The 21,350-nt window shown below is 62.3% G+C and carries 26 protein-coding genes and 1 pseudogene; 21 read left to right on the top strand and 6 right to left on the bottom strand.

Features of this window, described 5'->3' with window-relative positions; genetic code table 11:
* Positions 1 to 148 precede the first annotated feature (148 nt).
* A complete protein-coding gene (locus tag K5K89_RS09845) occupies positions 149 to 1,357 on the top strand; it encodes an ammonium transporter (protein WP_071488501.1) in 1,209 nt (402 codons plus the stop codon).
* Here K5K89_RS09845 and K5K89_RS09850 read toward each other — a convergent pair.
* Complete coding sequence (locus K5K89_RS09850; protein ID WP_139217570.1) at positions 1,344 to 3,068, bottom strand: cation:proton antiporter; 1,725 nt, start codon at positions 3,066 to 3,068, stop codon at positions 1,344 to 1,346. The genes K5K89_RS09845 and K5K89_RS09850 overlap by 14 nt on opposite strands.
* A 155-nt stretch (positions 3,069 to 3,223) precedes the next feature.
* On the opposite strand from K5K89_RS09850, the gene K5K89_RS09855 reads away from it, so the two are divergent.
* The 3 genes from K5K89_RS09855 to K5K89_RS09865 all read left to right on the top strand — a co-directional run bounded on the left by K5K89_RS09855 (position 3,224) and on the right by K5K89_RS09865 (position 4,831).
* On the top strand, positions 3,224 to 3,460 hold the full coding sequence (locus K5K89_RS09855; protein WP_071488500.1) for a glutaredoxin family protein: 237 nt from the start codon (positions 3,224 to 3,226) through the stop codon (positions 3,458 to 3,460).
* Between the two features lie 73 nt (positions 3,461 to 3,533).
* Positions 3,534 to 3,869, top strand: coding sequence for a hypothetical protein (locus K5K89_RS09860; protein WP_010565034.1), 336 nt, complete (start codon positions 3,534 to 3,536; stop codon positions 3,867 to 3,869).
* Positions 3,870 to 3,940: 71 nt separating this feature from the next.
* Positions 3,941 to 4,831 (top strand): pseudouridine synthase, encoded by an 891-nt coding sequence (locus tag K5K89_RS09865; RefSeq protein WP_071488499.1) that lies wholly within the window; start codon positions 3,941 to 3,943, stop codon positions 4,829 to 4,831.
* A gap of 55 nt (positions 4,832 to 4,886) precedes the next feature.
* Here the strand turns inward: K5K89_RS09865 and K5K89_RS09870 are convergent, their stop codons facing one another.
* Positions 4,887 to 5,108, bottom strand: coding sequence for a YgdI/YgdR family lipoprotein (locus K5K89_RS09870; protein WP_010211805.1), 222 nt, complete (start codon positions 5,106 to 5,108; stop codon positions 4,887 to 4,889).
* Positions 5,109 to 5,187: 79 nt separating this feature from the next.
* Positions 5,188 to 5,790: a molybdenum cofactor guanylyltransferase MobA gene (gene mobA / locus K5K89_RS09875; protein ID WP_071488498.1), complete on the bottom strand. Its 603-nt coding sequence runs from the start codon at positions 5,788 to 5,790 to the stop codon at positions 5,188 to 5,190.
* A gap of 76 nt (positions 5,791 to 5,866) precedes the next feature.
* On the opposite strand from mobA, the gene moaB reads away from it, so the two are divergent.
* The 3 genes from moaB to K5K89_RS09890 all read left to right on the top strand — a co-directional run bounded on the left by moaB (position 5,867) and on the right by K5K89_RS09890 (position 8,975).
* Complete coding sequence (gene moaB, locus K5K89_RS09880) at positions 5,867 to 6,406, top strand: molybdenum cofactor biosynthesis protein B (protein ID WP_056857153.1); 540 nt, start codon at positions 5,867 to 5,869, stop codon at positions 6,404 to 6,406.
* Positions 6,390 to 7,616, top strand: coding sequence for a gephyrin-like molybdotransferase Glp (gene glp / locus K5K89_RS09885; protein WP_222541312.1), 1,227 nt, complete (start codon positions 6,390 to 6,392; stop codon positions 7,614 to 7,616). Before moaB ends, glp begins: the two co-directional genes overlap by 17 nt.
* Positions 7,617 to 7,718: 102 nt before the next feature.
* A complete protein-coding gene (locus tag K5K89_RS09890) occupies positions 7,719 to 8,975 on the top strand; it encodes a hypothetical protein (RefSeq protein WP_222541313.1) in 1,257 nt (418 codons plus the stop codon).
* 1 nt (position 8,976) lies between these two features.
* Here the strand turns inward: K5K89_RS09890 and K5K89_RS09895 are convergent, their stop codons facing one another.
* Positions 8,977 to 9,306, bottom strand: coding sequence for an EscU/YscU/HrcU family type III secretion system export apparatus switch protein (locus tag K5K89_RS09895; RefSeq protein WP_222541314.1), 330 nt, complete (start codon positions 9,304 to 9,306; stop codon positions 8,977 to 8,979).
* Positions 9,303 to 10,880: a flagellar hook-length control protein FliK gene (locus K5K89_RS09900; RefSeq protein WP_222541315.1), complete on the bottom strand. Its 1,578-nt coding sequence runs from the start codon at positions 10,878 to 10,880 to the stop codon at positions 9,303 to 9,305. The genes K5K89_RS09895 and K5K89_RS09900 overlap by 4 nt, the downstream gene beginning before the upstream one ends.
* 200 nt (positions 10,881 to 11,080) lie before the next feature.
* Between K5K89_RS09900 and ccmA the strand changes: the two genes are divergently transcribed.
* From ccmA to phnN, 12 genes and pseudogenes are all read left to right on the top strand, one after another.
* Positions 11,081 to 11,716, top strand: coding sequence for a cytochrome c biogenesis heme-transporting ATPase CcmA (ccmA, locus tag K5K89_RS09905; RefSeq protein ID WP_222541316.1), 636 nt, complete (start codon positions 11,081 to 11,083; stop codon positions 11,714 to 11,716).
* Positions 11,713 to 12,381 carry a heme exporter protein CcmB gene (gene ccmB, locus K5K89_RS09910; protein ID WP_092247759.1) on the top strand — a complete coding sequence of 223 codons (669 nt, stop codon included), beginning with the start codon at positions 11,713 to 11,715 and terminating at the stop codon, positions 12,379 to 12,381. The genes ccmA and ccmB overlap by 4 nt, the downstream gene beginning before the upstream one ends.
* An 83-nt stretch (positions 12,382 to 12,464) precedes the next feature.
* Positions 12,465 to 13,220 (top strand): heme ABC transporter permease, encoded by a 756-nt coding sequence (locus K5K89_RS09915; RefSeq protein ID WP_071488491.1) that lies wholly within the window; start codon positions 12,465 to 12,467, stop codon positions 13,218 to 13,220.
* Positions 13,217 to 13,393: a heme exporter protein CcmD gene (ccmD, locus tag K5K89_RS09920; protein WP_061435869.1), complete on the top strand. Its 177-nt coding sequence runs from the start codon at positions 13,217 to 13,219 to the stop codon at positions 13,391 to 13,393. The genes K5K89_RS09915 and ccmD overlap by 4 nt, the downstream gene beginning before the upstream one ends.
* Positions 13,390 to 13,845, top strand: a complete 456-nt coding sequence (gene ccmE, locus K5K89_RS09925) for a cytochrome c maturation protein CcmE (protein ID WP_092247762.1) — start codon at positions 13,390 to 13,392, stop codon at positions 13,843 to 13,845. The genes ccmD and ccmE overlap by 4 nt, the downstream gene beginning before the upstream one ends.
* 3 nt (positions 13,846 to 13,848) lie before the next feature.
* Complete coding sequence (locus tag K5K89_RS09930; RefSeq protein ID WP_222541317.1) at positions 13,849 to 15,837, top strand: heme lyase CcmF/NrfE family subunit; 1,989 nt, start codon at positions 13,849 to 13,851, stop codon at positions 15,835 to 15,837.
* The gene (locus K5K89_RS09935; protein WP_071488488.1) at positions 15,834 to 16,370 is read left to right on the top strand and encodes a DsbE family thiol:disulfide interchange protein; all 537 of its coding nucleotides are present in this window, start codon (positions 15,834 to 15,836) and stop codon (positions 16,368 to 16,370) included. Before K5K89_RS09930 ends, K5K89_RS09935 begins: the two co-directional genes overlap by 4 nt.
* Positions 16,367 to 16,840, top strand: a complete 474-nt coding sequence (locus K5K89_RS09940; RefSeq protein WP_071488487.1) for a cytochrome c-type biogenesis protein — start codon at positions 16,367 to 16,369, stop codon at positions 16,838 to 16,840. The genes K5K89_RS09935 and K5K89_RS09940 overlap by 4 nt, the downstream gene beginning before the upstream one ends.
* Positions 16,833 to 18,017: a c-type cytochrome biogenesis protein CcmI gene (gene ccmI / locus K5K89_RS09945; RefSeq protein WP_222541318.1), complete on the top strand. Its 1,185-nt coding sequence runs from the start codon at positions 16,833 to 16,835 to the stop codon at positions 18,015 to 18,017. Before K5K89_RS09940 ends, ccmI begins: the two co-directional genes overlap by 8 nt.
* A 15-nt stretch (positions 18,018 to 18,032) precedes the next feature.
* On the top strand, positions 18,033 to 18,425 hold the full coding sequence (locus tag K5K89_RS09950; protein WP_071488485.1) for a hypothetical protein: 393 nt from the start codon (positions 18,033 to 18,035) through the stop codon (positions 18,423 to 18,425).
* A 168-nt stretch (positions 18,426 to 18,593) separates the two neighbouring features.
* Positions 18,594 to 18,683 (top strand): annotated as a pseudogene (locus tag K5K89_RS28910) (hypothetical protein); the annotation flags it as partial.
* Positions 18,684 to 18,806: 123 nt separating this feature from the next.
* Positions 18,807 to 19,379: a phosphonate metabolism protein/1,5-bisphosphokinase (PRPP-forming) PhnN gene (gene phnN, locus K5K89_RS09955; protein ID WP_222541319.1), complete on the top strand. Its 573-nt coding sequence runs from the start codon at positions 18,807 to 18,809 to the stop codon at positions 19,377 to 19,379.
* A gap of 29 nt (positions 19,380 to 19,408) precedes the next feature.
* On the opposite strand, the gene K5K89_RS09960 is transcribed toward phnN, so the two are convergent.
* On the bottom strand, positions 19,409 to 20,287 hold the full coding sequence (locus tag K5K89_RS09960; RefSeq protein ID WP_222541320.1) for a LysR family transcriptional regulator: 879 nt from the start codon (positions 20,285 to 20,287) through the stop codon (positions 19,409 to 19,411).
* Positions 20,288 to 20,477: 190 nt separating this feature from the next.
* Between K5K89_RS09960 and K5K89_RS09965 the strand changes: the two genes are divergently transcribed.
* Together K5K89_RS09965 and K5K89_RS09970 are read left to right on the top strand one after the other, a co-directional pair.
* The gene (locus K5K89_RS09965; protein WP_222541321.1) at positions 20,478 to 20,666 is read left to right on the top strand and encodes a type II toxin-antitoxin system HicA family toxin; all 189 of its coding nucleotides are present in this window, start codon (positions 20,478 to 20,480) and stop codon (positions 20,664 to 20,666) included.
* Positions 20,667 to 20,677: 11 nt separating this feature from the next.
* Entirely contained in the window at positions 20,678 to 21,082 is a 405-nt protein-coding gene (locus tag K5K89_RS09970; RefSeq protein WP_071488481.1) for a type II toxin-antitoxin system HicB family antitoxin, read from the top strand.
* The last annotated feature ends 268 nt before the right edge of the window (positions 21,083 to 21,350 follow it).

Below are 21,350 nucleotides of genomic sequence, written 5' to 3' on the forward strand. Positions count from 1 at the left end.
TCGGCAACGGCCTGTTGTGTTGATCGCTGCGCTAAATCGGTTCATGCCCTCTGCAGAGGGGCGGGACCGGCGGTGCCAATTTAGTGCGCGCAACCCGGGCTTGAACCGCTTTGGTGCTTTTTGCCTTACTGCAGGCCTGCCAACTTCCATGGAAAATGTGCAAAGTGCAGTGGACACGCTTGTCCACAGCTCCAACACCCTGTTTATCCTGATCGGTGCGGTCATGGTCCTGGCCATGCACGCTGGCTTCGCGTTCCTCGAAGTCGGCACGGTGCGCCAGAAGAACCAGGTCAACGCCCTGTCGAAGATCCTCAGCGACTTCGCCATCTCCACCCTGGCCTATTTCTTTATAGGCTATTGGATCTCCTACGGGGTGAGCTTCATGCAACCGGCGGCGGTGATCAGCGCCGACCATGGCTACGGCCTGGTGAAGTTCTTCTTCTTGCTGACCTTCGCGGCAGCAATCCCGGCGATCATTTCCGGGGGGATTGCCGAGCGTGCACGGTTTGCGCCGCAACTCTGCGCAACCGCGTTGATCGTGGCGTTTATCTACCCGTTTTTCGAAGGCGTGGTGTGGAACGGCAATTTCGGTCTGCAGGCCTGGCTGCTCGCGACCTTCGGCGCCAGCTTCCATGATTTCGCCGGCTCGGTGGTGGTCCACGCCATGGGCGGCTGGCTGGCGCTGGCGGCGGTGTTGCTGCTTGGCCCGCGCAACGGGCGCTACCGCGAAGGGCGCCTGGTGGCGTTCGCGCCGTCGAGCATTCCGTTCCTGGCATTGGGGTCGTGGATCCTGATTGTCGGCTGGTTTGGTTTCAACGTGATGAGTGCGCAAACGTTGAATGGCGTCAGTGGCCTGGTGGCGGTCAACTCGCTGATGGCCATGGTTGGCGGCACCGTCGCGGCTTTGATCATCGGCCGCAACGATCCGGGTTTCCTGCATAACGGTCCGCTGGCCGGGCTGGTGGCCATCTGTGCGGGTTCCGACCTGATGCATCCGGTGGGCGCACTGGTCACTGGCGCAGTCGCTGGTGGTTTGTTCGTGTGGTTCTTTATCGCCGCCCAGGATCGCTGGAAGATCGACGACGTGCTGGGCGTGTGGCCGCTGCATGGCCTGTGCGGCGTGTGGGGTGGCATTGCCTGCGGCATCTTCGGCCAGACGGCATTGGGTGGCCTGGGCGGTGTCAGCCTGGTCAGCCAGTTGATCGGTACTGCCCTTGGTGTGCTGGTCGCGCTGGTCGGTGGCCTGCTGGTGTACGGCGTGATCAAGCGCGTGCACGGACTGCGCCTGAGCCAGGAAGAGGAGTATTACGGCGCGGACCTGTCGATCCACAAGATCGGCGCGGTCAGTCAGGATTGATCGGCTGGTCTGCCTGGCGATAAAAACCGTGCAGCAGGCGGTAGCGGTTGTGTCGCACATCGTCAACCCGCGCCTGCACCTGTTGGTCCGGCAGGCCCAGCAGGATCAGGGCGTGGGAGGCGAGCATCAGGCTTGACTCCAGCAGTTCGGGCACCACTTCGCTGGCGCCTGCGGCCTTCAGTTCAGCCAGTTGGCTGTCATCGCGGGTGCGCACCAGGATCGGCACTTCGGTGTTGATCCGGCGTGCTTCTTTCAACACCACCAGCGCGACGTCGGTGTTGTCCACCGCAATCACCACCAACCGCGCGCGTTCCAGGCCGACCGCACTGAGCAAGGCGCCACGCCGGCAATCACCGTAGTGCACGCTGCTGTCTTCGGTGGCGGCTTCCTGTACCCGTTCCGGGTCGTCATCCAGAGCGATGAATGCCTGTTGTTCCTGGCGCAGAAAGCGCCCGATGGATTGGCCGACGCGACCATAGCCGCAGATCACCGCGTGACCGTGCAGCTCGGCGTTGAGCGCGGTGATGGCTTCCAGTTGTACTTGCTGGTTGGGCTTGCGGTGCAGGCGCAGGGCAATGCCCGGCGCGGCACGCAGCAGCAGCGGCGTCAGTAGCATCGAGCAGAAGGTGGCGGCGAGCAGCAAGCCGTTGAATTCATCCGGGATCAACCGGCTCTGTTGCATCTGTGCCATCAATGCAAAGCAGAACTCGCCGCCCTGGGCCAGCGCCAGGCCGCTGCGCCAGGCGGTTTCGCTGTCGCTGCCGCGCAGCTTGACCAGCGCGGCGACCACACAGCCTTTGACCAGCATCAAGGTGAGGGTCAGGGCGAGGATCAACAGGCTGTGGCTGACGAACAGTTGCAGGTCGATCAGCATACCGATGCTGACGAAAAACAGCCCCAGCAGGATGTCGCGAAACGGACGGATATCTGCCTCGATCTGATGGCGGTAGTGGCTTTCTCCCAGCAGCATACCGGCCAGGAACGCGCCGAGGGCAGGGGAGAGCCCCAGCAGGTGGGTGAGCCAGGCGGTCAGCAACACAATCACCAGCGCTAGCAGTACAAACAACTCGGCCGAATGGGAGGCGGCGACTTCATGAAACAAGCGCGGCAACAACCAGCGACTGGCGAGCAGCAAGCCGACAAACAACACCACGGTCTTGCCCAGGGTCAGTGGCAGCGCCCAGTACCAGGCTTGTTCACCGGTGCCGGCAAACACCGGCACCAGGGTCAGCAACAGCACCGCTACCACATCCTGGAACAGCAACACGCCAATCGCGTTCTGGCCATGGCTGCTGAAGATTTCACCGAGGCTGGTCAACTCCTTGCTGACGATGGCCGTGGATGACAGCGCCAGCCCTGCGCCCAGTAACAACGCGACGCCTGGCGCCACACCCAGGATCATCAACAAGATGCCCAGCAGCGCCCCGCAGCCCAATACCTGCAAACTGCCCAGGCCAAACACCACGCGGCGCAGGGCGAGCATCTTGGTCAGGGAGAACTCCAGGCCCAGGGAGAACAGCAGGAACACCACGCCCAGTTCGGCGAGGTCGGGCAGCTCTTCGCTGTCATTCACCCAGTCCAGCGCGGTGGGTCCTACGGCCAGGCCGACGCAGAGGTAGCCCAGCACCGGCGGCAATTGCAGCCGGCGAAACAGCGCAATCACCACCAGGGATGAGGCCAGAATGATCAGCAGGTTGGCAAACACACGCATCTCCGTTGCAAGGGGGCAGGCAAAAAGCCGCGAGAATCGCTGAAACAGTTATAGGCCATGGTGACCTGGGTCAGGGTTTTTGGGGGCTGGTTTCTCGCCACAGATTTTCGTCAGGCTTAGAATGTTGGCCTACTTTCTGATCAGGTCCATTCGTCATGCTTCCTGAATGCCAGCTATTCGGCACCCTGGGTTGCCATCTGTGTGAAATCGCCGAAGCCGAAATCATGCCACTCGTCGAACACGGGTTGTTGGTGGAACTGGTGGATATCGCCGACCCCGACGACCTGACCGAAGCCTACGGCCTGCGGATTCCGGTACTTCGCAGGGTGGACACCGGGGCGGAACTGGATTGGCCATTTGACTCACAACAGGTCGTGACCTTCCTTCGTTGAGTTTATGCGATGGCAGGTTTCCAAATATTACGTTACTGTATGTTTGTACAGCGATTGAATAGAGGGAACGCCCGTGGTGAATGTCGAACAACTGAAAAGCAGCGTCAATCGCATGTCCGCCGATGTCGTGCGCGACGCGGTGAACGAGCTGCGCCTCGATGGCCTGGTCACGGAAGGCAAGACGCCGTTCAACAAAGTGCATTTCAATACCTGCTTTGCCGAGATCGAGGCGCTGTTCCAGCGCGCCGGTTACCACAAGCAGCTGGATGTGGTGGGTTACCAGGGCTTGTTATACGCGTTGTATGATCCGGGTCGCTGGGAAGCCGTGGACGTGCTGCGCTGGCTAAAGGAATTCACCGAGGCCGCCAGTGCCTCGCCGATTCTGCGGGCGGAGTTGGCCAAGGCTTGAGATCCGCCCTAGGCTCAGTCCCGCTCCATGCGGGATAATGCCCGCCGGTTTTCCCAGGCTTCGAGCATTTCATGTCCACTTCCGTTTTTATCCCATCCGAGCACCAAGCCAGTACCCTGTATTTGCCGCCCGGGCCTTGGGCGACAGTGCTCGAGTGCCTGTGCGAGCACTTCCCGGCGATCGGCCGTGAACACTGGATCGACCGCATTGCCCGGGGCCGAGTGCTGGACATCAACGGCAGCCCCATCAGCCTGGCCCTGGCCTACAAGGAAGGCCTGTGCATCTATTACTTTCGCGAAGTGCCCAACGAGAAAGTCATCCCGGTGCAGGAAACCATCCTGTACGCCGACGAACACCTGGTGGTCGCCGACAAACCGCACTTCCTGCCCGTGACCCCCGCCGGTGAATACGTCGAGCAAACGCTGCTGCGGCGCTTGATTCGCCAGTTGGATAACCCATCGCTGGTGCCCCTGCACCGCATCGACCGGCATACGGCGGGGCTGGTGCTGTTCTCGGCCAACCCGGCCAGCCGCTCGGCGTATCAGCAACTGTTTCCCACACGCCAGATCGACAAGTTCTACGAAGCCATCGCTCCGGCCCTGCCGAACCTGACGTTCCCCCTGGTGCATAAAAGCCGCCTGGTCGATGGCGAGCCGTTCTTTCGCATGCAGGAAGGGCCTGGCGCGATTAACACCGAAACGGCGGTGGAAGTGCGCGAAAAAAACGGCGATTTATGGCGCTATGGCCTGTTTCCCGTAACCGGCAAGAAGCACCAGCTACGCGTACACATGACCGCACTCGGCGCGAGTATCTGCAACGATCCGTTCTACCCGAACGTGATCAAGGACGCCGTAGACGACTACGCCAACCCGCTTAAACTGCTGGCCCAGGGTGTGCGGTTTAGCGACCCGGTCACAGGTGTCGAGCGCAATTTCCGCAGCCAGATCACCCTCGACTGGTAACCGCCAGAAACGACAAGGCCCGCGCGAGGCGGGCCTTGATGGCAAACGCTAAGGCTTACAAGTCTTTGACGGTGCGAACCTGATCTTTGTTGATGCGGGTACGCTTGCCGTCAAGTTGTTCGAATTCGTAGAAACCCGAATCTTCGTTGTATTTAGGGGTGTCGACGGCCTGGATTTCGCGGCCGTCATTCAGGGTGATCACTGTCGGCGAGGCACAACCGGCGAGGGTGGCGAGGCCCAGTGCAAGCATGAGAGCGGCGATGGTCCGTTGAGTCATGAGTTTGTCTCCGAGATAATTCTTTTGAATAGCTGACCTTGTGACGCTCGCGGCGTCGACAAAGTTCCGGGTGCGAGGTTCATTCTGACACGCCCGGGCGCGTCTGTAACAGCTCCGGCGTATTAAGGTTGGCCAGGCGCGGGTCATCCGCCGGGCACTCCAGGCCCACGCCGCCCAGTTGCAGGAAGAGCTTGCGCGGGCTGCGCTCACCGGCTTGCCAGGCGCTCTCCACCGCGTCCAGCAGGGCGGTGGGGAGGATGCAGATCAGCGGCTCCCAGAACTCACCATGGCGTACCATCACCGGCAGCCGCGGGTTGCGCCGTGCAGTGTCACACAGGCCGGCGAGCAACCCTGCGTCGACGTGCGGCACATCGCACGGCAGTATTAACAGGTGGGTGTGGCGCGCGGCGGCGAGTCCCGCGCGGATACCGGCAAGCGGGCCGGGAAAGTCCGGGCTGTCGTCGTTCACCAGTTGGTCGGCGTATGCGGCGTAGTGCTCCAGGTTGCGGTTGCACGAGATGATCAGGTCATCCGTCAGCGGCCGCACCAGGCGCTGCAGATGGGCGATCAAGGGTTGGCCATGCCATTCCAGCAAGCCTTTGTCCTGGCCGCCCATGCGCTGGCCACGCCCGCCGGACAGCAGCAAGACCGAACAGGGCAGTGATGATGAATCGATAGGCATGGCGGTTCCGCAGCGGCAGTAAAAGGGGGGGCTGTGATATAACATCGGGCTGTTCCTTCGACAACCGGACCGTGCCATGAAAGCCAAGGCAGATGCGCCCTTCGTACCCCTGAATATCGCTGTATTGACCGTCAGCGACACCCGCACCCTCGACACCGATACCTCCGGCCAAGTCTTTGTCGACCGCCTCACCGCTGCCGGGCATAACCTGGCCGAACGCGTGCTGCTCAAGGACGACCTCTACAAGATCCGCGCCCAGGTTGCCCACTGGATCGCCGAAGACGTGGTGCAAGTCGTGCTGATCACCGGCGGCACCGGCTTTACCGGCCGTGACAGCACCCCCGAAGCCGTGAGCTGCCTGCTGGACAAGCAGGTCGATGGTTTTGGCGAACTGTTCCGCCAGATCTCCGTGGCGGACATCGGCACCTCTACGGTGCAGTCCCGCGCCCTGGCGGGGCTGGCCAATGGCACCCTGGTGTGCTGCCTGCCAGGTTCCACCAATGCGGTGCGCACCGGCTGGGACGGTATCCTCGCCGAGCAATTGGACAACCGTCACCGTCCGTGCAACTTCGTCCCGCACCTGAAACAGGCCGAGCCTTGTGAATCCCGTGGGTAAGCCGGGCAAGACCGGCGCCCTCATGCCGGTGGAAGACGCCTTGGCGCAACTGCTGGCCATGGCCGAAGCCGCACCGATCCGCGAGCAGGAAACCTTGCCCCTTGCGCACTGCGACGGGCGTGTATTGGCCCTGGACCTGGTCTCCACGCTCGACCTGCCACCCTGGCCGAACAGCGCCATGGACGGCTATGCCGTGCGTCTGTCGGACTGGACCGGCGAGCCCCTGGTGGTCAGCCAGCGCATCTTCGCAGGCCAGGCGCCGCAACCCTTGGCTGCGGGCACCTGCGCGCGCATCTTTACCGGCGCCCCGGTACCCGAAGGCGCCGACTGCGTGGAGATGCAGGAAAACGCCGTGGTCCATGCCGACGAGCGCGTGAGCTTCACCGAACCCCTGCACCTCGACCAGAACATCCGTCCACAAGGCCAGGAAACCACTGCAGGCGAGCTGGTTTTGTCGGCAGGTACGCGCCTGGGTCCGATTGAACTCGGACTTGCCGCCTCCCTGGGTCGTGACCGCCTGGACCTGGTGCGCCGCCCGCGTGTGGCGGTGCTGTCCACCGGTGATGAGCTGATCGAGCCGGGCCTGCCACTGGGGCCGGGACAGATCTACAACAGCAATCGGCGGGTGCTGTGCTCGTGGTTGACCCGTATTGGCTGTGAAGTGATCGACGCCGGCATCCTGCCCGACGACCTTGAGCAAACCCGTACGCGCCTGGGCGACCTGGGCAGTGTCGACCTGATTCTGTCGACCGGCGGCGTGTCGGTGGGCGAGGCGGACTTCCTCGGCATTGCCCTGCGCGAAGAGGGCGAACTGGCCCTGTGGAAACTGGCGATCAAACCGGGCAAGCCGCTGACGTTCGGGCATTTTCGTGGCGTGCCGGTGATCGGCCTGCCAGGCAATCCGGCGTCGACGCTGGTGACCTTTGCGCTGTTGGCCCGGCCTTATCTGCTGCGCCGCCAAGGTGTGCAGGATGTCGAGCCGTTGCGTTTCGAAGTGCCGGTGGGCTTCACCTGGCCTAAACCTGGCAACCGCCGCGAGTACCTGCGTGGTCGCATCGAACAGGGCAAGGCGATCATCTACCGCAACCAGAGCTCCGGTGTACTGCGCAGCGCGGCGTGGGCGGAGGGGTTTGTCGAGGTGTTGGAAGGCACGACGCTGGCTATCGGCGATCGGGCCAACTTCATTCCGTTGAGTGAGGTATTTGGCTGACACACAATTCACCGGTGGCGGGGGCACACTCAAGATAAGTCCTATGAGCCATCCAGAACGGGCAGGTTAATTTTCTGAGTCTTGGTTACTGGAGGCCTGACGATGACTATTCAACCTGCTACTTCCGTTCCTGGCGTGGCGGCACCTGCTCGCGCCGAACCCGGCTTGCCCGCTGCAGCGTCAATCAATTCAAGCACTGCACGTGGGGTTTTGAATCAACTGATCGGCAGGCCGCTTTCCGAAAATACTTATCGGGAGCGGCTTGCCTGCATGATCGCCGATCCGAGTATTACCTCCTGGCAGGCGCTGACGCGTGATCCTGGGCAGTTGCAACGATTGCAGGACAATGAACGGCTGCGGTGGGCCGACCCGGCTGCGGCTGACGAAACCTTGCCGACACTGGCACAGGCTCTGGGCAAGAAAAATGTCTGGCTGCCTGAGGTGGACAGCCTCAATGCCAACATCCTGAAGAACCTGACCGCACAGGTGGCAGAAAAATACCTGACGCAATTCCAGTCCATTCTTCAAGACCCGGCACCTGCCTTGTCGCAGGATGTCTCGATAGTTCGGGGTGCGCCATCAGCGGGTAAAACCACCTTTCTCACCGGCCAGTTCGCGCTCAACACCGATATTGTCAAGAACATGATCCAAAACCGTATGCCCGGCACGAGCATGTTGCAGGTGCATGACCAGGGCGCGGCGTTGGTTCAGCAGTTCATTAGCTCCATGGAAAAGCGCCTGGGGCAGCCACTGACGCGGGATGCGTTGTACCTGTGGCCAAACGATTTCAACCAGAAAATAGCCGATATCGCACGCTTGAGCCAGGAATCCAAGTTGCATTTCCACGATATCCAGGTGGACCTCGCGACTTTGTGCTGTCGGATTCTCAAGCGCGGCACCGATGAGGCGGTGATGGACTTCAATGTCCTGAGCCAGTTTTTCAGTGCGGGTCTGGAGCATCGTGGCCCGAGTATCGAGTCGGTCAAGAACAGTCAGGACAGGCTTAAGGAGTATTCACTGTCGGCCTGGAACGGTCAGCAGAATGTGCTCGTTGCTCAACGCGCACCCGGTGCCAAGGATTTTGTGATCAAGGATCAAGCCCTGTTCGATAAGGTCACTGCCCGGGATAGCCGTTCCATACAGGCAGAGGTAGAGAGTGTTCGCAACACCGTGATTGACGCGCCGTTCATCGAGGCCTTCACCGCGCCACTTCCGCCTGCGCAGGCGAGTGCGTTTGGTGCGGCATTGCGGCAGTATGAAGGGCTGACGTTCGAGCAGGCGTTGAAACAACACGCTCAGCGCAAGCCGGTTGCCACCTCGGTAGCGGCCCGCATGTTGGCCGGTGTGGTGCCGGGCTGATTCAGTAGTCATCCCCGCGTTCGGTCAAGTCGCGCTCTACCGGTGCGGTGTGCGGGTCATACCCCACCGGAAACTTGCCCTTCAACGTCCAGGCAAACGCAATGATCTCGGCAATCGTGCGGTACAGCTCCTCGGGAATACTGTCGCCCAGTTCCATCCGTGCCAGCAGCTTGACCAGTTCGGCGTTTTCGTAGATCGGTACTTCATTGTCCCGCGCCAGCTTCAGGATGGCTTCGGCCAGGGCGTCATCGCCCTTGGCCGTCAGCGTAGGTGCCTGCTGGCCGTCGTATTTGAGGGCAATCGCCTGGCGCGGCGGTGTCGGGTTCTTCATGCGGTTTCATCCACCCAGCGTTGTTCCAGTCCGGTTTTCGGCCCGCGCGGTGGGGTGCCGAGGTGGCAGTCGAGGTCGCCGACGTTGATGCCCGAGGTCACCAGGCGTTCGCGCAGGGTGCCCAGGTGGCTTTCGATCAGGCTGGCGGTGAAGGGGCGGGAGGCCCACAGCTGGCTGGAGAGTTTGCCCTGGCTCAATTGCGCCTGGACCTGCAACGGCCCGAGCGGCTCCATGTCGAAAGCCAGTTCGACGCGCCAGAGCATCTGCTTGGCGTCCTTCTTCTCCTTGCGTTCGGGCTGGTCCTTGTCCGGTGCCGGTTCTTCGCGCTGGAACTTGACCTGCAACGGCACGATGTCCTGCAACGTGCGCATGGGGATTTCCAGTTGCCAAGTGGTTTGCAAGCGGCCGTCGGCAGTCGTGCCGGTCTGTTCCAGGCTCGACAGCTGATGGCTTTGCAGGCGTGAGATGGCTCCGGCGGCCAGGCGCAGCAGGTTTTCCAGGTCGCCTTCGCCTTCCAGTTTCGCCATCAACCGTTCGGGCAGCGGGAAGCTGGCAGGTATCTGGCGGGCGCTGACTTGGCCGAGGGTATTCAAAGGGCTGCGCACGAAGTTGGGCAGTGCCTGGGCCAGGGTGTTGGCGGCGAGGATCGCTGTCATGTTGGTGCTGGCGGGCAGGGCGGGCAACAGGTCCGCGACCAGGCGCAGCAACGCACCCTTCATGTCCAACGGCGGAATTTGCGGGTTCTGCCCGGCGAGCAGCTTGGCTTCAAGGAAGGCGCCGCTGTTCTGGATGACTTGCGCCAGTACCTTGGGGTTACTGACCTGCGCCAGGTCCGGCAGGGCGGCCAGCAGGCGGTCGGCGGCGGCGCGCAGGTCGGCGGAAGTACTGTCGCCGCGTGGCAGGTTTTGCAGGGCGGTGAGGACTGCATCCAGCGAGCCCTGGCGACTCTGTTGGGTCGACAGTTGCTGGCTGACGGCCAGTTGATCCTTGAGCCCGCTCAGCGGCACAAAGCTCAGGGCCTGCGCGTTCTGCACCACGGCGCTGAGCAGGCTGCCGACGCGCAGGGGCTGAGGGCTTTCCACGGTCAGCGTCGCGCCCGCCAGGGCGTTGTTGAGCACAGTGACCAGCGAGCGGTAGATCGCCGGCTGCGCCGTGCCCTGGGGCAGCATCTGGGTGGTCAGCACCTTGGCCTGCAACAGCGTGCCTACCGGCATCTGGTTTGTGTCAATGCGGGTGAGGGCGGCGACATTGGCGCTCAAGGCCTGCTGCAGGCTGAGAGTCAGGTTGCCCGCAGTCGTCTGGCTCACTGCCACATTGCTGCCCAGCGGCAGTGGTTGGGGACTGCTGGCCTGTACCAGGGTCTGGCGGCCGCCTTCCAGGGTCAATTTGAGCAGCAACTGGAAGGCTTCCCCGCCTTGTTTCAGGGCGATGACTTCAGCGTTCGCGGTTTTGCCAGGGTCGATCAGGCCGATCTGCGGCTCCAGCAGTTTCAGCAACTCGCCGGCCGCGGGTGCGGGGCCAGGCCCGGCTGTCGGGGCGGGTGCAAGCGTAGGAAGGTTGATCTCACCGGTCATCGCGCGCGTCGTCTCTGGGGAAATTGCCCTCTTTAGAGTAGGGCATCACATGTATAATGCCGCCCGTCTGCAACGAGAGCGGTAAAAACCTCACAACTATTTGATCCAGCTCTCTAAAATCGGTCGCCAAAGCCGTTATTGTGCATTTCTCTTTAACGGCCGCTGCACCGCCGACTTGAACCGTAAAGGCCCGCGATCTTTTGACCAGCCCTCTTCTTGAAGCCGTAGCGCTTGCCTGTGAACGCGACCTGCGCCTGCTGTTCGAGCACCTCGAACTGCGGCTCAAGGGCGGCGACATGGTGCAGATCAGCGGCCCCAACGGCAGCGGCAAGACCAGTTTGCTGCGCCTGCTGGCCGGGCTGATGCAGCCGACCGCCGGTGAGGTTCGACTCAACGGCAAGCCCCTCAACGAACAACGCAGCGAACTTGCCCGCAACCTGGTGTGGATCGGCCACGCCGCCGGCATCAAGGACGTACTGACCGCCGAGGAAAACCTCAGTTGGCTCAGCGCCCTGCATCATCCCGCTTCCCGCGATGCCATCTGGCAGGCCCTGGCCGCTGTCGGCCTCAAGGGTTTCGAAGACATTCCCTGTCACACCTTGTCCGCCGGCCAGCAGCGCCGCGTGGCCCTGGCGCGTTTGTATCTGCCCGGCCCGCCGCTGTGGATTCTCGACGAACCCTTCACCGCCCTCGATAAACAGGGCGTCGCCCAGTTGGAAGAGCACCTGGCCCGGCATTGCGAGCAGGGCGGTCTGGTCGTTCTCACCACTCATCACACGCTCAATCGCGTGCCCGCCGGTTATCGTGACTTGGACCTGGGGCGGTGGTCGCTATGAGCGTATTCGGCCTGTTGGTTGCCCGCGAAGCACGCTTGCTCTGCCGTCGACCGGCCGAACTGGCCAACCCGCTGGTGTTCTTTGCGATTGTCATCGCGCTGTTCCCGCTGGCGGTTGGCCCCGAGACTAAACTGTTGCAAACCTTGTCCCCAGGACTGGTGTGGGTGGCCGCGCTTTTATCGGTCCTGCTCTCGCTGGACGGGCTGTTTCGCAGTGATTTCGAAGACGGTTCCCTGGAACAGTGGGTCCTTTCGTCGCACCCCCTGCCACTTCTGGTTCTGGCCAAGGTACTGGCACACTGGGCTTTTTCCGGCCTCGCGCTAGTCTTGCTCTCGCCGCTGCTGGCGATGATGCTCGGGTTGCCCACCGAATGCCTGCCGATCCTGCTGCTGAGCCTGTTGCTCGGTACGCCGGTCCTCAGCCTGTTGGGCGCGGTAGGCGCGGCGCTGACCGTGGGTTTGAAGCGGGGCGGCCTGCTGCTGGCCCTGTTGATTCTGCCTTTGTACATCCCGGTATTGATCCTGGGCAGCGGTGCCTTGCAAGCCGCGCTCATGGGCATGCCAGCGACCGGTTACCTGTTGTGGCTGGGTAGCCTGACCGCCCTGGCGGTCACCCTGACACCCTTTGCTATAGCGGCCGGCCTGAAGATCAGCGTCGGCGAATAATGAGGTCTGGTTAAGCGTTGTCTTAACCAGTAAAGACCCTAAGCTTTTCGCAACGACGAAAAGCAACCGTGATGGAAACAGCAATGAACTGGACCTGGTTTCACAAGCTCGGCTCGCCCAAATGGTTCTATGGCATCAGCGGCAAGCTGTTGCCGTGGTTGAGCGTAGCTGCCGTGTTGCTTATCGGCATTGGCCTGGTCTGGGGTCTGGCCTTCGCGCCGCCGGACTACCAGCAAGGCAACAGCTTTCGCATCATTTATATCCACGTACCTGCCGCGATGCTGGCCCAGTCCTGCTACGTGATGCTGGCGGTGTGCGGCATTGTCGGCCTGGTGTGGAAGATGAAACTGGCGGATGTGGCCCTGCAATGCGCCGCGCCCATCGGCGCCTGGATGACCGCCGTGGCGCTGGTCACCGGCGCGATCTGGGGCAAGCCCACCTGGGGCTCGTGGTGGGTGTGGGATGCGCGACTAACGTCCATGTTGATCCTGCTGTTCCTGTACTTCGGTCTGATTGCCCTGGGCAACGCGATCAGCAATCGTGACAGCGCCGCCAAGGCTTGCGCGGTGCTGGCGATTGTCGGCGTGATCAACATCCCGATCATCAAATACTCGGTGGAGTGGTGGAACACCCTGCACCAGGGCGCCACCTTCACCCTCACCGAAAAACCGGCGATGCCCGTGGAAATGTGGGCGCCGCTGCTGCTGATGGTGCTGGGGTTCTACTGCTTCTTCGGCGCCGTGCTGCTGCTGCGCATGCGCCTCGAAGTGCTCAAGCGTGAAGCTCGTACCAGTTGGGTCAAGGCCGAAGTGCAAAGCAGCCTGGGAGCGCGTGGATGAGTTTTGCTTCTTTCAGCGAGTTTCTCGCCATGGGCCATCACGGCCTGTACGTCTGGACCGCCTATGGCATCTGCCTGGCGGTGCTGGCCCTCAACGTCGCCGCGCCGATCCTGGCCCGCAAGCGTTACCTGCAACAAGAGGCGCGTCGTTTGCGCCGGGAGACCGAAAAGTGAATCCGCTGCGTAGAAAGCGTCTGTTGATCATCCTTGCCATCCTGGTGGGCGTCGGCATTGCCGTGGGCCTTGCCTTGAGCGCCTTGCAACAGAACATCAACCTGTTCTACACCCCGACTCAGATCGCCAACGGCGAAGCGCCGGTGGACACGCGGATTCGCGCCGGCGGCATGGTGGAGAAGGGCTCGCTGAAACGCTCTGCCGACTCCCTCGACGTCACCTTCGTGGTCACCGACTTCAACAAAGCCGTGACCATCACCTACCGCGGCATCCTCCCGGACCTGTTCCGCGAAGGCCAGGGCATCGTCGCCCTGGGCAAGCTCAACGCGGATGGTGTAGTGGTGGCTGATGAAGTGCTGGCCAAGCACGATGAGAAATACATGCCGCCGGAAGTCACCAAGGCGTTGAAAGACAGCGGCCAGTCGGCTCCAACACCTGCCAAGGAGGGCTAAGCCATGACGTCCGCACTGTTTATTCCTGAGCTGGGCCAGTTGGCGATGATCCTCGCCCTGTGCTTTGCCATCGTCCAGGCCGTGGTGCCGTTGCTCGGTGCCTGGCGTGGCGACCGTTTGTGGATGAGCCTGGCGCAACCGGCGGCCTGGGGCCAGTTTGCTTTCCTGCTGTTCGCCTTTGGCTGCCTGACCTATGCCTTCATGACCGACGACTTTTCCGTCGCCTATGTGGCCAACAACTCCAACAGCGCGTTGCCCTGGTACTTCAAGTTCAGCGCCGTGTGGGGTGCCCACGAAGGCTCGCTGCTGCTGTGGGCGCTGATCCTCGGCGGCTGGACCTTTGCCGTGTCGGTGTTCTCGCGCCAACTGCCGCAAGTGATGCTGGCCCGGGTGCTGGCGGTGATGGGCATGATCAGCATCGGCTTCCTGTTGTTCCTGATCATGACCTCCAACCCGTTCAGCCGCATCCTGCCGCAGATCCCGGCGGACGGGCATGACCTCAACCCCTTGCTGCAAGACATCGGCCTGATCGTGCACCCGCCGATGCTCTACATGGGCTACGTGGGTTTCTCCGTGGCTTTTGCCTTCGCCATTGCCGCCTTGCTGGGTGGGCGCCTCGATGCGGCCTGGGCGCGCTGGTCGCGGCCCTGGACCATCGTCGCCTGGGCGTTCCTCGGGATCGGCATCACCCTGGGTTCGTGGTGGGCTTACTACGAACTCGGCTGGGGCGGTTGGTGGTTCTGGGACCCGGTGGAAAACGCCTCCTTCATGCCCTGGCTGGTGGGTACGGCGCTGATTCACTCGCTGGCCGTCACCGAGAAGCGTGGCGTGTTCAAGAGCTGGACCGTGTTGTTGGCCATCGCCGCGTTTTCCCTCAGCCTGCTCGGCACCTTCCTCGTGCGTTCGGGGGTGCTGACGTCGGTGCATGCGTTTGCGTCCGACCCGGAGCGCGGCGTGTTCATCCTGATCTTCCTGCTGTTTGTGGTCGGCGGCTCCCTGACCCTGTTCGCCCTGCGTGCCCCGGTGGTCAAGAGCCAGGTCGGCTTCAACCTGTGGTCGCGGGAAACCCTGCTGCTGGGCAATAACCTGGTGCTGGTGGTGGCCGCGTCGATGATCCTGCTCGGCACCTTGTATCCGCTGGTGCTGGATGCCCTGAGTGGCGCCAAATTATCGGTCGGCCCGCCGTACTTCAACGCATTGTTCATCCCACTGATGGGCCTGTTGATGGTGGTAATGGCGGTCGGCGTGCTGGTGCGCTGGAAAGACACCCCGGTCAAATGGCTGGCCGGCATGCTGATGCCGGTGCTGCTGGGCAGTGTGGCCCTGGCGGTGATCGCCGGGTTTGCCTACGGCGACTTCAACTGGGCGGTGCTCGCCACCTTCCTGCTCGCCGCCTGGGTGTTGCTGGCCGGCGTGCGCGATATCTTCGACAAAACCCGCCACAAAGGCCTGATCAAGGGCCTGCCAACCCTGACCCGCAGCTACTGGGGCATGCAGGTCGCCCACATCGGCATCGCCGTGTGCGCCCTCGGTGTGGTGCTGTCCAGCCAGAACAGCGCTGAACGCGACCTGCGCCTGGCGCCGGGCGAGTCCATGGACCTGGCCGGTTACCACTTCATCTTCGAAGGCGCCAGGCACTTCGAAGGGCCGAACTTCACCTCCGACAAAGGCACCGTGCGCGTCGTGCGCAACGGCAAGGAGGTGGCGGTGCTGCACCCGGAAAAACGCCTGTACACCGTGCAGAGCTCGATGATGACCGAAGCCGGGATCGACGCCGGTTTCACCCGTGACCTCTACGTCGCATTGGGTGAACCGCTGGGCGACGGCGCCTGGGCCGTGCGGGTGCATGTGAAGCCGTTTGTGCGCTGGATCTGGTTCGGCGGCTTGCTCACGGGCTTTGGTGGTTTGCTCGCCGCGCTGGACCGGCGTTATCGGGTCAAAGTGAAAAGCCGGGTGCGTGAAGCCCTCGGCCTGCAAGGAGCGGCGGCATGAAGCGTTGGTTGATGGTGGTACCGCTGGCGATGTTTCTGGTGGTGGCGGTATTCCTGTATCGCGGGCTGTACCTGGACCCTGCCGAGCTGCCTTCGGCGATGATCGGCAAACAGTTCCCGGCGTTCAGCCTGCCGACCGTGCAGGGCGACAAGACCCTGACCCAGGCCGACCTGTTGGGCAAGCCGGCGCTGGTCAACGTGTGGGGCACCTGGTGCATCTCCTGCCGCGTCGAACACCCGGTGCTGAACAAGCTGGCCGAGAAGGGCGTGGTGATTTACGGCATCAACTACAAGGACGACAATGCCGCCGCCTTGAAATGGCTGGCGGAGTTCCATAACCCGTACCAGTTGGATATCCGCGATGAAGACGGCAACCTCGGTCTGAACCTCGGTGTTTACGGCGCTCCGGAAACCTTCTTTATCGATGCCAAGGGCGTGATCCGCGACAAGTACGTCGGCGTGATCGACGAGGTGGTCTGGCGCGAGCAACTGGCCGCCAAGTACCAGGCCCTGGTCGATGAGGCCAAGCCATGAAGCGTCTGTTAGCTGCTGCGGTCCTGGCGCTCGGATTGGCCGGTGTGGCCCACGCCGCCATCGACACCTACGAATTCGCCAACGACGCCGAGCGCGAGCGTTTCCGCGACCTGACCAAGGAACTGCGCTGCCCCAAGTGCCAGAACCAGGACATCGCCGACTCCAACGCGCCGATTGCCGCCGACCTGCGCAAAGAGATTTTCCGAATGCTGGGGGAGGGCAAGGACAACCAGCAGATCATCGATTTCATGGTCGACCGCTACGGTGATTTCGTGCGCTACAAACCGGCCCTCACCGGCAAGACCGCGCTGCTCTGGTTCGGCCCTGCCGGGCTGTTGCTGGCCGGCGTTGTGGTAATGGCGGTGATCGTGCGCCGCCGCCGCGCCGCGCCGACCGATGGTTCCGACGCGCTGTCCCTGGATGAGCGTAAACGCCTCGACCAATTGCTGGACACCAAGACTGATGATTGATTTCTGGCTCGCAGCCGGCCTGCTGCTTCTGATTGCCCTGAGTTTCCTGTTGATCCCTGTCCTGCGAGGCCGCCGTGCCCAGCGTGAAGAGGACCGCACCGCGCTGAACGTGGCGCTGTACCAGGAACGCGTCGCCGAGCTGCAAGTGCAGCAGGAGGAAGGCGTGTTGAATCCTGCGCAACTCGATACCGGCCGCGCCGAAGCTGCCCGCGAATTGCTGGCCGATACCGAAGGCGTGGAAAAGCCCCGTGAGTCGCGCCTGGGCAAGCCGCTGCCCTTGTTGGCGGCGTTTCTGGTGCCGGTCCTTGGCGTTGCCCTGTACTTGCACTATGGGGCCAGCGACAAGGTCGAACTGACCCGCGAATTCTCCCAGCCGCCGGTGTCCATGGAGGACATGACCCAGCGTCTGGAGCGGGCCGCCGCTGCCCAGCCGGATTCGGCGGAAGGCCTGTACTTCCTCGGTCGCGCCTACATGGCCCAGGACCGCTCCGCCGATGCCTCGAAAGTCTTCGAGCGCACCGTGGCCCTGGCCGGGCGTCAACCGGAGTTGCTCGGCCAGTGGGCCCAGGCGCAGTACTTTGCCGACAACAAACAATGGTCGCCCAAGGTCCAGGCCCTGACCGACGAAGCCTTGAAGCTCGATCCGAAGGAAGTCACCAGCCTCGGCCTGCTGGGTATCGCTGCCTTTGAAGGTCAGCGTTATCAAGAGGCGATCGACTACTGGAATCGATTGCTGGCCCAACTGCCACCGCAAGACAACTCCCGCGCCGCCCTGCAAGGCGGTATCGACCGCGCGGCCGAGAAGCTCAAGGAAAGCGGCGGCACGGTTGCGCAGAAGGCCGTGATGAAAGTCCGCGTGGACCTGTCCGCCGAGGCGAAGGCCAAAGCCCTGCCCACCGACAGCGTGTTCATCTTCGCCCGCGCCGTCAGTGGCCCGCCGGCTCCCTTGGCGGCCAAGCGCGTCACTGTCGCCGAACTGCCGATCACCGTCGAACTGGGCGATGCCGACGCGATGATGCCGCAATTGAAACTGTCCAACTTCCCCGAAGTCCAACTGGTTGCGCGCATATCCCGGGCCGGTCAGCCGACCACTGGCGAGTGGATCGGCCGCAGCCAACCCTTGGCCAGCAGTACCACTGCCTTGCAGCAGCTGACCATCGACAGTCCGGACCAGTAAACCGAGGAAACGCCCATGACCGCATTTGCACGCATCACCCTGCTCAGCCTGGTATTGGGCCTGAGCGCTTGTGCGGTCCACCGCCCACCTCCGGCACCTACCGGCCCGACCATTCCACCGTCCCCGTCGACCCAACCGAGCACCAAACCGTCCGGCCCGGTGACCCCGCCGCCGAAGCCCGTGCCGACCAAGTCGCCGACGTTTGCGCCACCTCCGGGCGCCGCCAGCCACTGGGACGGCAAGATGCAGGTGTATGTACTGGACGACCAGCCCGACACCTTCTATCGCCAGCGCACGTATTACCGCTGGAGCAACGGCTGGAGCCGCTCGATCAGCCCGAACGGGCCGTGGGAAGACACCGACGTGCAGGGTGTGCCGCCGGGGTTGAGCAAGCAGTACGCGCAATGACAAAAGGCGACCTATTACACAGGTCGCCTTTTTTTTGCGCTTTGAAATCCGCTCTTTCAAACACTGGAGATCAAAGAAAGGTGGGAGGAGGCTTGCCCCCGATGGGAGTGTGCTTTCAGATTCAGGCGGCGAAGGGCTGCCAGACGCTGAACATGAAAGTGTCGAGGGGGGGCGCCGAACGTGGTGCGCGACGCGTCGCACTCCGGTAATGTGACCGCCGCCGGCCTGGCGGCCGGGGGCTTGCTGGATATACTTAGCGGCAGGGCTGGAGGACCGTGGCGAGACTGCCCTCGGCCCGCGCGAAGACCGGGTCCAGGCCCGCCGCCGCGAAGGGGCGCCTGTAGCGCAATACGTATGACGACAAGCGAAGAGGGGGTTCTGATGGCAGGCAGGTTGATCTATCTCATCGGGCCTTCGGGCTCGGGCAAGGACAGCCTGCTGGATGCCGCACGCCCACGTTTGGCCGAGCGCGGCTGCCGCATTGTACGCCGCGTGATCACTCGCTCGCCGGAGTCGGTGGGCGAAGCGGCGCAAGGGGTGAGCCCGGAGCGGTTTGCGCAGATGCAGGCCGAGGGTGCGTTTGCCCTCAGTTGGCAGGCGAATGGCTTGTCCTACGGCATTCCCAGGGTGATTGACGACTGGCTGGCAGCGGGGGACGACGTACTGGTCAACGGCTCCCGTGCACACCTGGCGCAGACCCGCGAGCACTATCCGACGTCGCTGGTGTTGCTGTTGACGGTGGACCAGGCCGTGTTGCGCCAACGCTTGATCGCACGGGGCCGTGAGGCGTTGGCGGATATCGAAGCGCGCCTGGCACGCAATGCGCGGTTCACCGCCGAGCTGATCGCCGGTAATGGCGCGGGGTTGTTCGTGCTGGATAACTCCGGGCCGCTGGACCACACGGTCGAGCGCCTGCTGTGTTGCCTCGACCACGGGCATTCGGCATGCGCTTGACCTCGCGCGGCACCGGCCCACGGATGGCGCTAGGTCATTAACCCTTCAACATAGTTGATAAACGCCTTGGCCTTGGCACTCGGCATTCGACCCGTCGGCAATACCGCCCAGAGATCCTTGGGAGGCAGTTCCCAATCGGTCAACACAGCTTTCACCTCCCCCCTGGCCAATTCCGGCGAGAACATCCATTCGGACGTCATCGCCAGGCCATGGTGGGCGAGTACGCCTGCGCGCAAGCCTTCCGACGAAGTGACGCGCAAGCGCCCACGGGCGGCTATCGCCTGTTCGTGCGGGCCTTGTTTGAACGACCAGAGCGGGCTTTCTCCGAGGCTGTAGATCACGGCCTTGTGGTTGAGGATATCCGCCGGGCTTTGTGGCTCGCCGAAACGTTCGAAGTAGGCCGGTGTACCGAACACCCGGCTCGGGCTTTGGCCAAGCCGGCGAGCAGTGAGGCCGGAATCGCTCAGGTTGCCGATACGCAGGGCAACGTCGATGCCGTCTTCAACCAGGTTGAGGAGGCGGTCGTCAAGCAACACGTCGATGTTCAGGCCGGGGTGTTGGTCCAGGAACGGTCCCAGGTTAGGAATGATCCGCATACGGGAGAACGTCACGCCGGCGCTGACCCGCAGGTTGCCCGTCAAGCCAGCGCCTGCGCCACGAGCGGCCTCCTCAGCTTCGTCGGCTTCGAAAATGGCGCTCTTGGCTTTCTCGAAAAATGCCAGGCCTGCCTCGGTAGGGGTCAGGCCCCTGGTCGAGCGCAGTAACAACCGCACGGCCAGGCGGCCCTCCAACTGCGCGATGCTTTTGGAGACGGCGGGCTGGCCTACGCCCAGTCGTTTGGCGGCGGCCGAGAAGGAGCCGGTCTCGACGACGTGAACGAAGGTTTCCATGGCAGTGAGACGGTCCATCGGATGTTCCTGTTGACTGGGCGGCGCTCAAGCCTAAGGCGCTGGGCTAGCGGTGTCATGCGTTTCCCGTGGTGAGCCGTTGAGTTTTCAATATTCGGTAAAACAGCCGTCAGTCAGACATGCGCATTTTGTGCTTGAGTAAAGATAACTCTAGAGTTACTTTTATTCGGGCCAAGCCAAGGAGGCTGGGGTGCAAAGCAGGCTATTGATCAAGGAACTGCAAGACGCGGGTTGGGTATTGGATCGGGTAACGGGCAGTCATCACATTTTTATCCATCGTTATAGCCTGTACACAATCCCAGTACCCCACCCCAAGAAGGACCTGCCACTGGGCACCCTCAGAAGCATCAGGAAACGCGCCGGGCTGTTTGATTTTTAAGGAGAGCATTCATGCAATACCCAATCTGTATCGAATGGGGCGATGACTTCACCGCCACCGGTATCCAGATCCCCGATATCCCCGGTGCAGTCACCGCCGGGGACAGTTTTGAAGAGGCCTACAACGCGGCCGTGGAAGTTGCGCACATCATGCTGCAAGAGATCGCCGCAGAAGGTGGGACGATTCCGATGCCAACGTCGGTCGCCCGTTATCATGCCCATGAGGACTACGCCGGGATGGGCTGGGGCATGTTGGAGTTGGACGTCACGCCCTACCTGGGTAAGACCGAGAAGGTCAATGTGACCCTGCCCGGTTATGTCATCCAGCGCATCGACCGCTATGTGCGGGAGCACAAGGTCAAAAGCCGCTCGTCATTCCTGGCGGACGCAGCGTTGGAAAAATTGGTGCGATCCTAGGGCGATCAGGCGGTGTCAGGGAGGGGGCGCGTGCGTTGTCGGATGAGCACGGTTTTTCTGCCCGCCTTTTTTCAGGCATGTTTGAGTGAGTTTCCTCATGTTTGAAATTAAGATTTTGATTAAGTTAAGGGGGTGTTTTACAAGATTTTTTCCTTGAAAAATCAACTTCATAGTGTTGTTGGTATTTCGGAGATGATCGGTTGTTAAGTGATTTTTTGTGTTTTCTTTGCAGGGGTGTTTATTAAGTATCGTTGAAAATAACTCGCGC

Source organism: Pseudomonas sp. DR208 (assembly GCF_019823005.1).
GTDB lineage: Bacteria > Pseudomonadota > Gammaproteobacteria > Pseudomonadales > Pseudomonadaceae > Aquipseudomonas > Aquipseudomonas extremorientalis.

Excerpts from the sequence above, each read along its gene's own strand:
- K5K89_RS09845 (WP_071488501.1), top strand. The coding sequence starts at position 149 with ATGGAAAATGTGCAAAGTGCAGTGGACACGCTTGTCCACAGCTCCAAC.
- K5K89_RS09850 (WP_139217570.1), bottom strand. The coding sequence starts at position 3,068 with ATGCGTGTGTTTGCCAACCTGCTGATCATTCTGGCCTCATCCCTGGTG.
- K5K89_RS09855 (WP_071488500.1), top strand. The coding sequence starts at position 3,224 with ATGCTTCCTGAATGCCAGCTATTCGGCACCCTGGGTTGCCATCTGTGT.
- K5K89_RS09865 (WP_071488499.1), top strand. The coding sequence starts at position 3,941 with ATGTCCACTTCCGTTTTTATCCCATCCGAGCACCAAGCCAGTACCCTG.
- K5K89_RS09870 (WP_010211805.1), bottom strand. The coding sequence starts at position 5,108 with ATGACTCAACGGACCATCGCCGCTCTCATGCTTGCACTGGGCCTCGCC.
- mobA (WP_071488498.1), bottom strand. The coding sequence starts at position 5,790 with ATGCCTATCGATTCATCATCACTGCCCTGTTCGGTCTTGCTGCTGTCC.
- moaB (WP_056857153.1), top strand. The coding sequence starts at position 5,867 with ATGAAAGCCAAGGCAGATGCGCCCTTCGTACCCCTGAATATCGCTGTA.
- K5K89_RS09890 (WP_222541313.1), top strand. The coding sequence starts at position 7,719 with ATGACTATTCAACCTGCTACTTCCGTTCCTGGCGTGGCGGCACCTGCT.
- K5K89_RS09895 (WP_222541314.1), bottom strand. The coding sequence starts at position 9,306 with ATGAAGAACCCGACACCGCCGCGCCAGGCGATTGCCCTCAAATACGAC.
- K5K89_RS09900 (WP_222541315.1), bottom strand. The coding sequence starts at position 10,880 with ATGACCGGTGAGATCAACCTTCCTACGCTTGCACCCGCCCCGACAGCC.
- ccmB (WP_092247759.1), top strand. The coding sequence starts at position 11,713 with ATGAGCGTATTCGGCCTGTTGGTTGCCCGCGAAGCACGCTTGCTCTGC.
- K5K89_RS09915 (WP_071488491.1), top strand. The coding sequence starts at position 12,465 with ATGAACTGGACCTGGTTTCACAAGCTCGGCTCGCCCAAATGGTTCTAT.
- ccmD (WP_061435869.1), top strand. The coding sequence starts at position 13,217 with ATGAGTTTTGCTTCTTTCAGCGAGTTTCTCGCCATGGGCCATCACGGC.
- K5K89_RS09930 (WP_222541317.1), top strand. The coding sequence starts at position 13,849 with ATGACGTCCGCACTGTTTATTCCTGAGCTGGGCCAGTTGGCGATGATC.
- K5K89_RS09935 (WP_071488488.1), top strand. The coding sequence starts at position 15,834 with ATGAAGCGTTGGTTGATGGTGGTACCGCTGGCGATGTTTCTGGTGGTG.
- K5K89_RS09940 (WP_071488487.1), top strand. The coding sequence starts at position 16,367 with ATGAAGCGTCTGTTAGCTGCTGCGGTCCTGGCGCTCGGATTGGCCGGT.
- ccmI (WP_222541318.1), top strand. The coding sequence starts at position 16,833 with ATGATTGATTTCTGGCTCGCAGCCGGCCTGCTGCTTCTGATTGCCCTG.
- K5K89_RS09950 (WP_071488485.1), top strand. The coding sequence starts at position 18,033 with ATGACCGCATTTGCACGCATCACCCTGCTCAGCCTGGTATTGGGCCTG.
- phnN (WP_222541319.1), top strand. The coding sequence starts at position 18,807 with ATGGCAGGCAGGTTGATCTATCTCATCGGGCCTTCGGGCTCGGGCAAG.
- K5K89_RS09960 (WP_222541320.1), bottom strand. The coding sequence starts at position 20,287 with ATGGACCGTCTCACTGCCATGGAAACCTTCGTTCACGTCGTCGAGACC.
- K5K89_RS09970 (WP_071488481.1), top strand. The coding sequence starts at position 20,678 with ATGCAATACCCAATCTGTATCGAATGGGGCGATGACTTCACCGCCACC.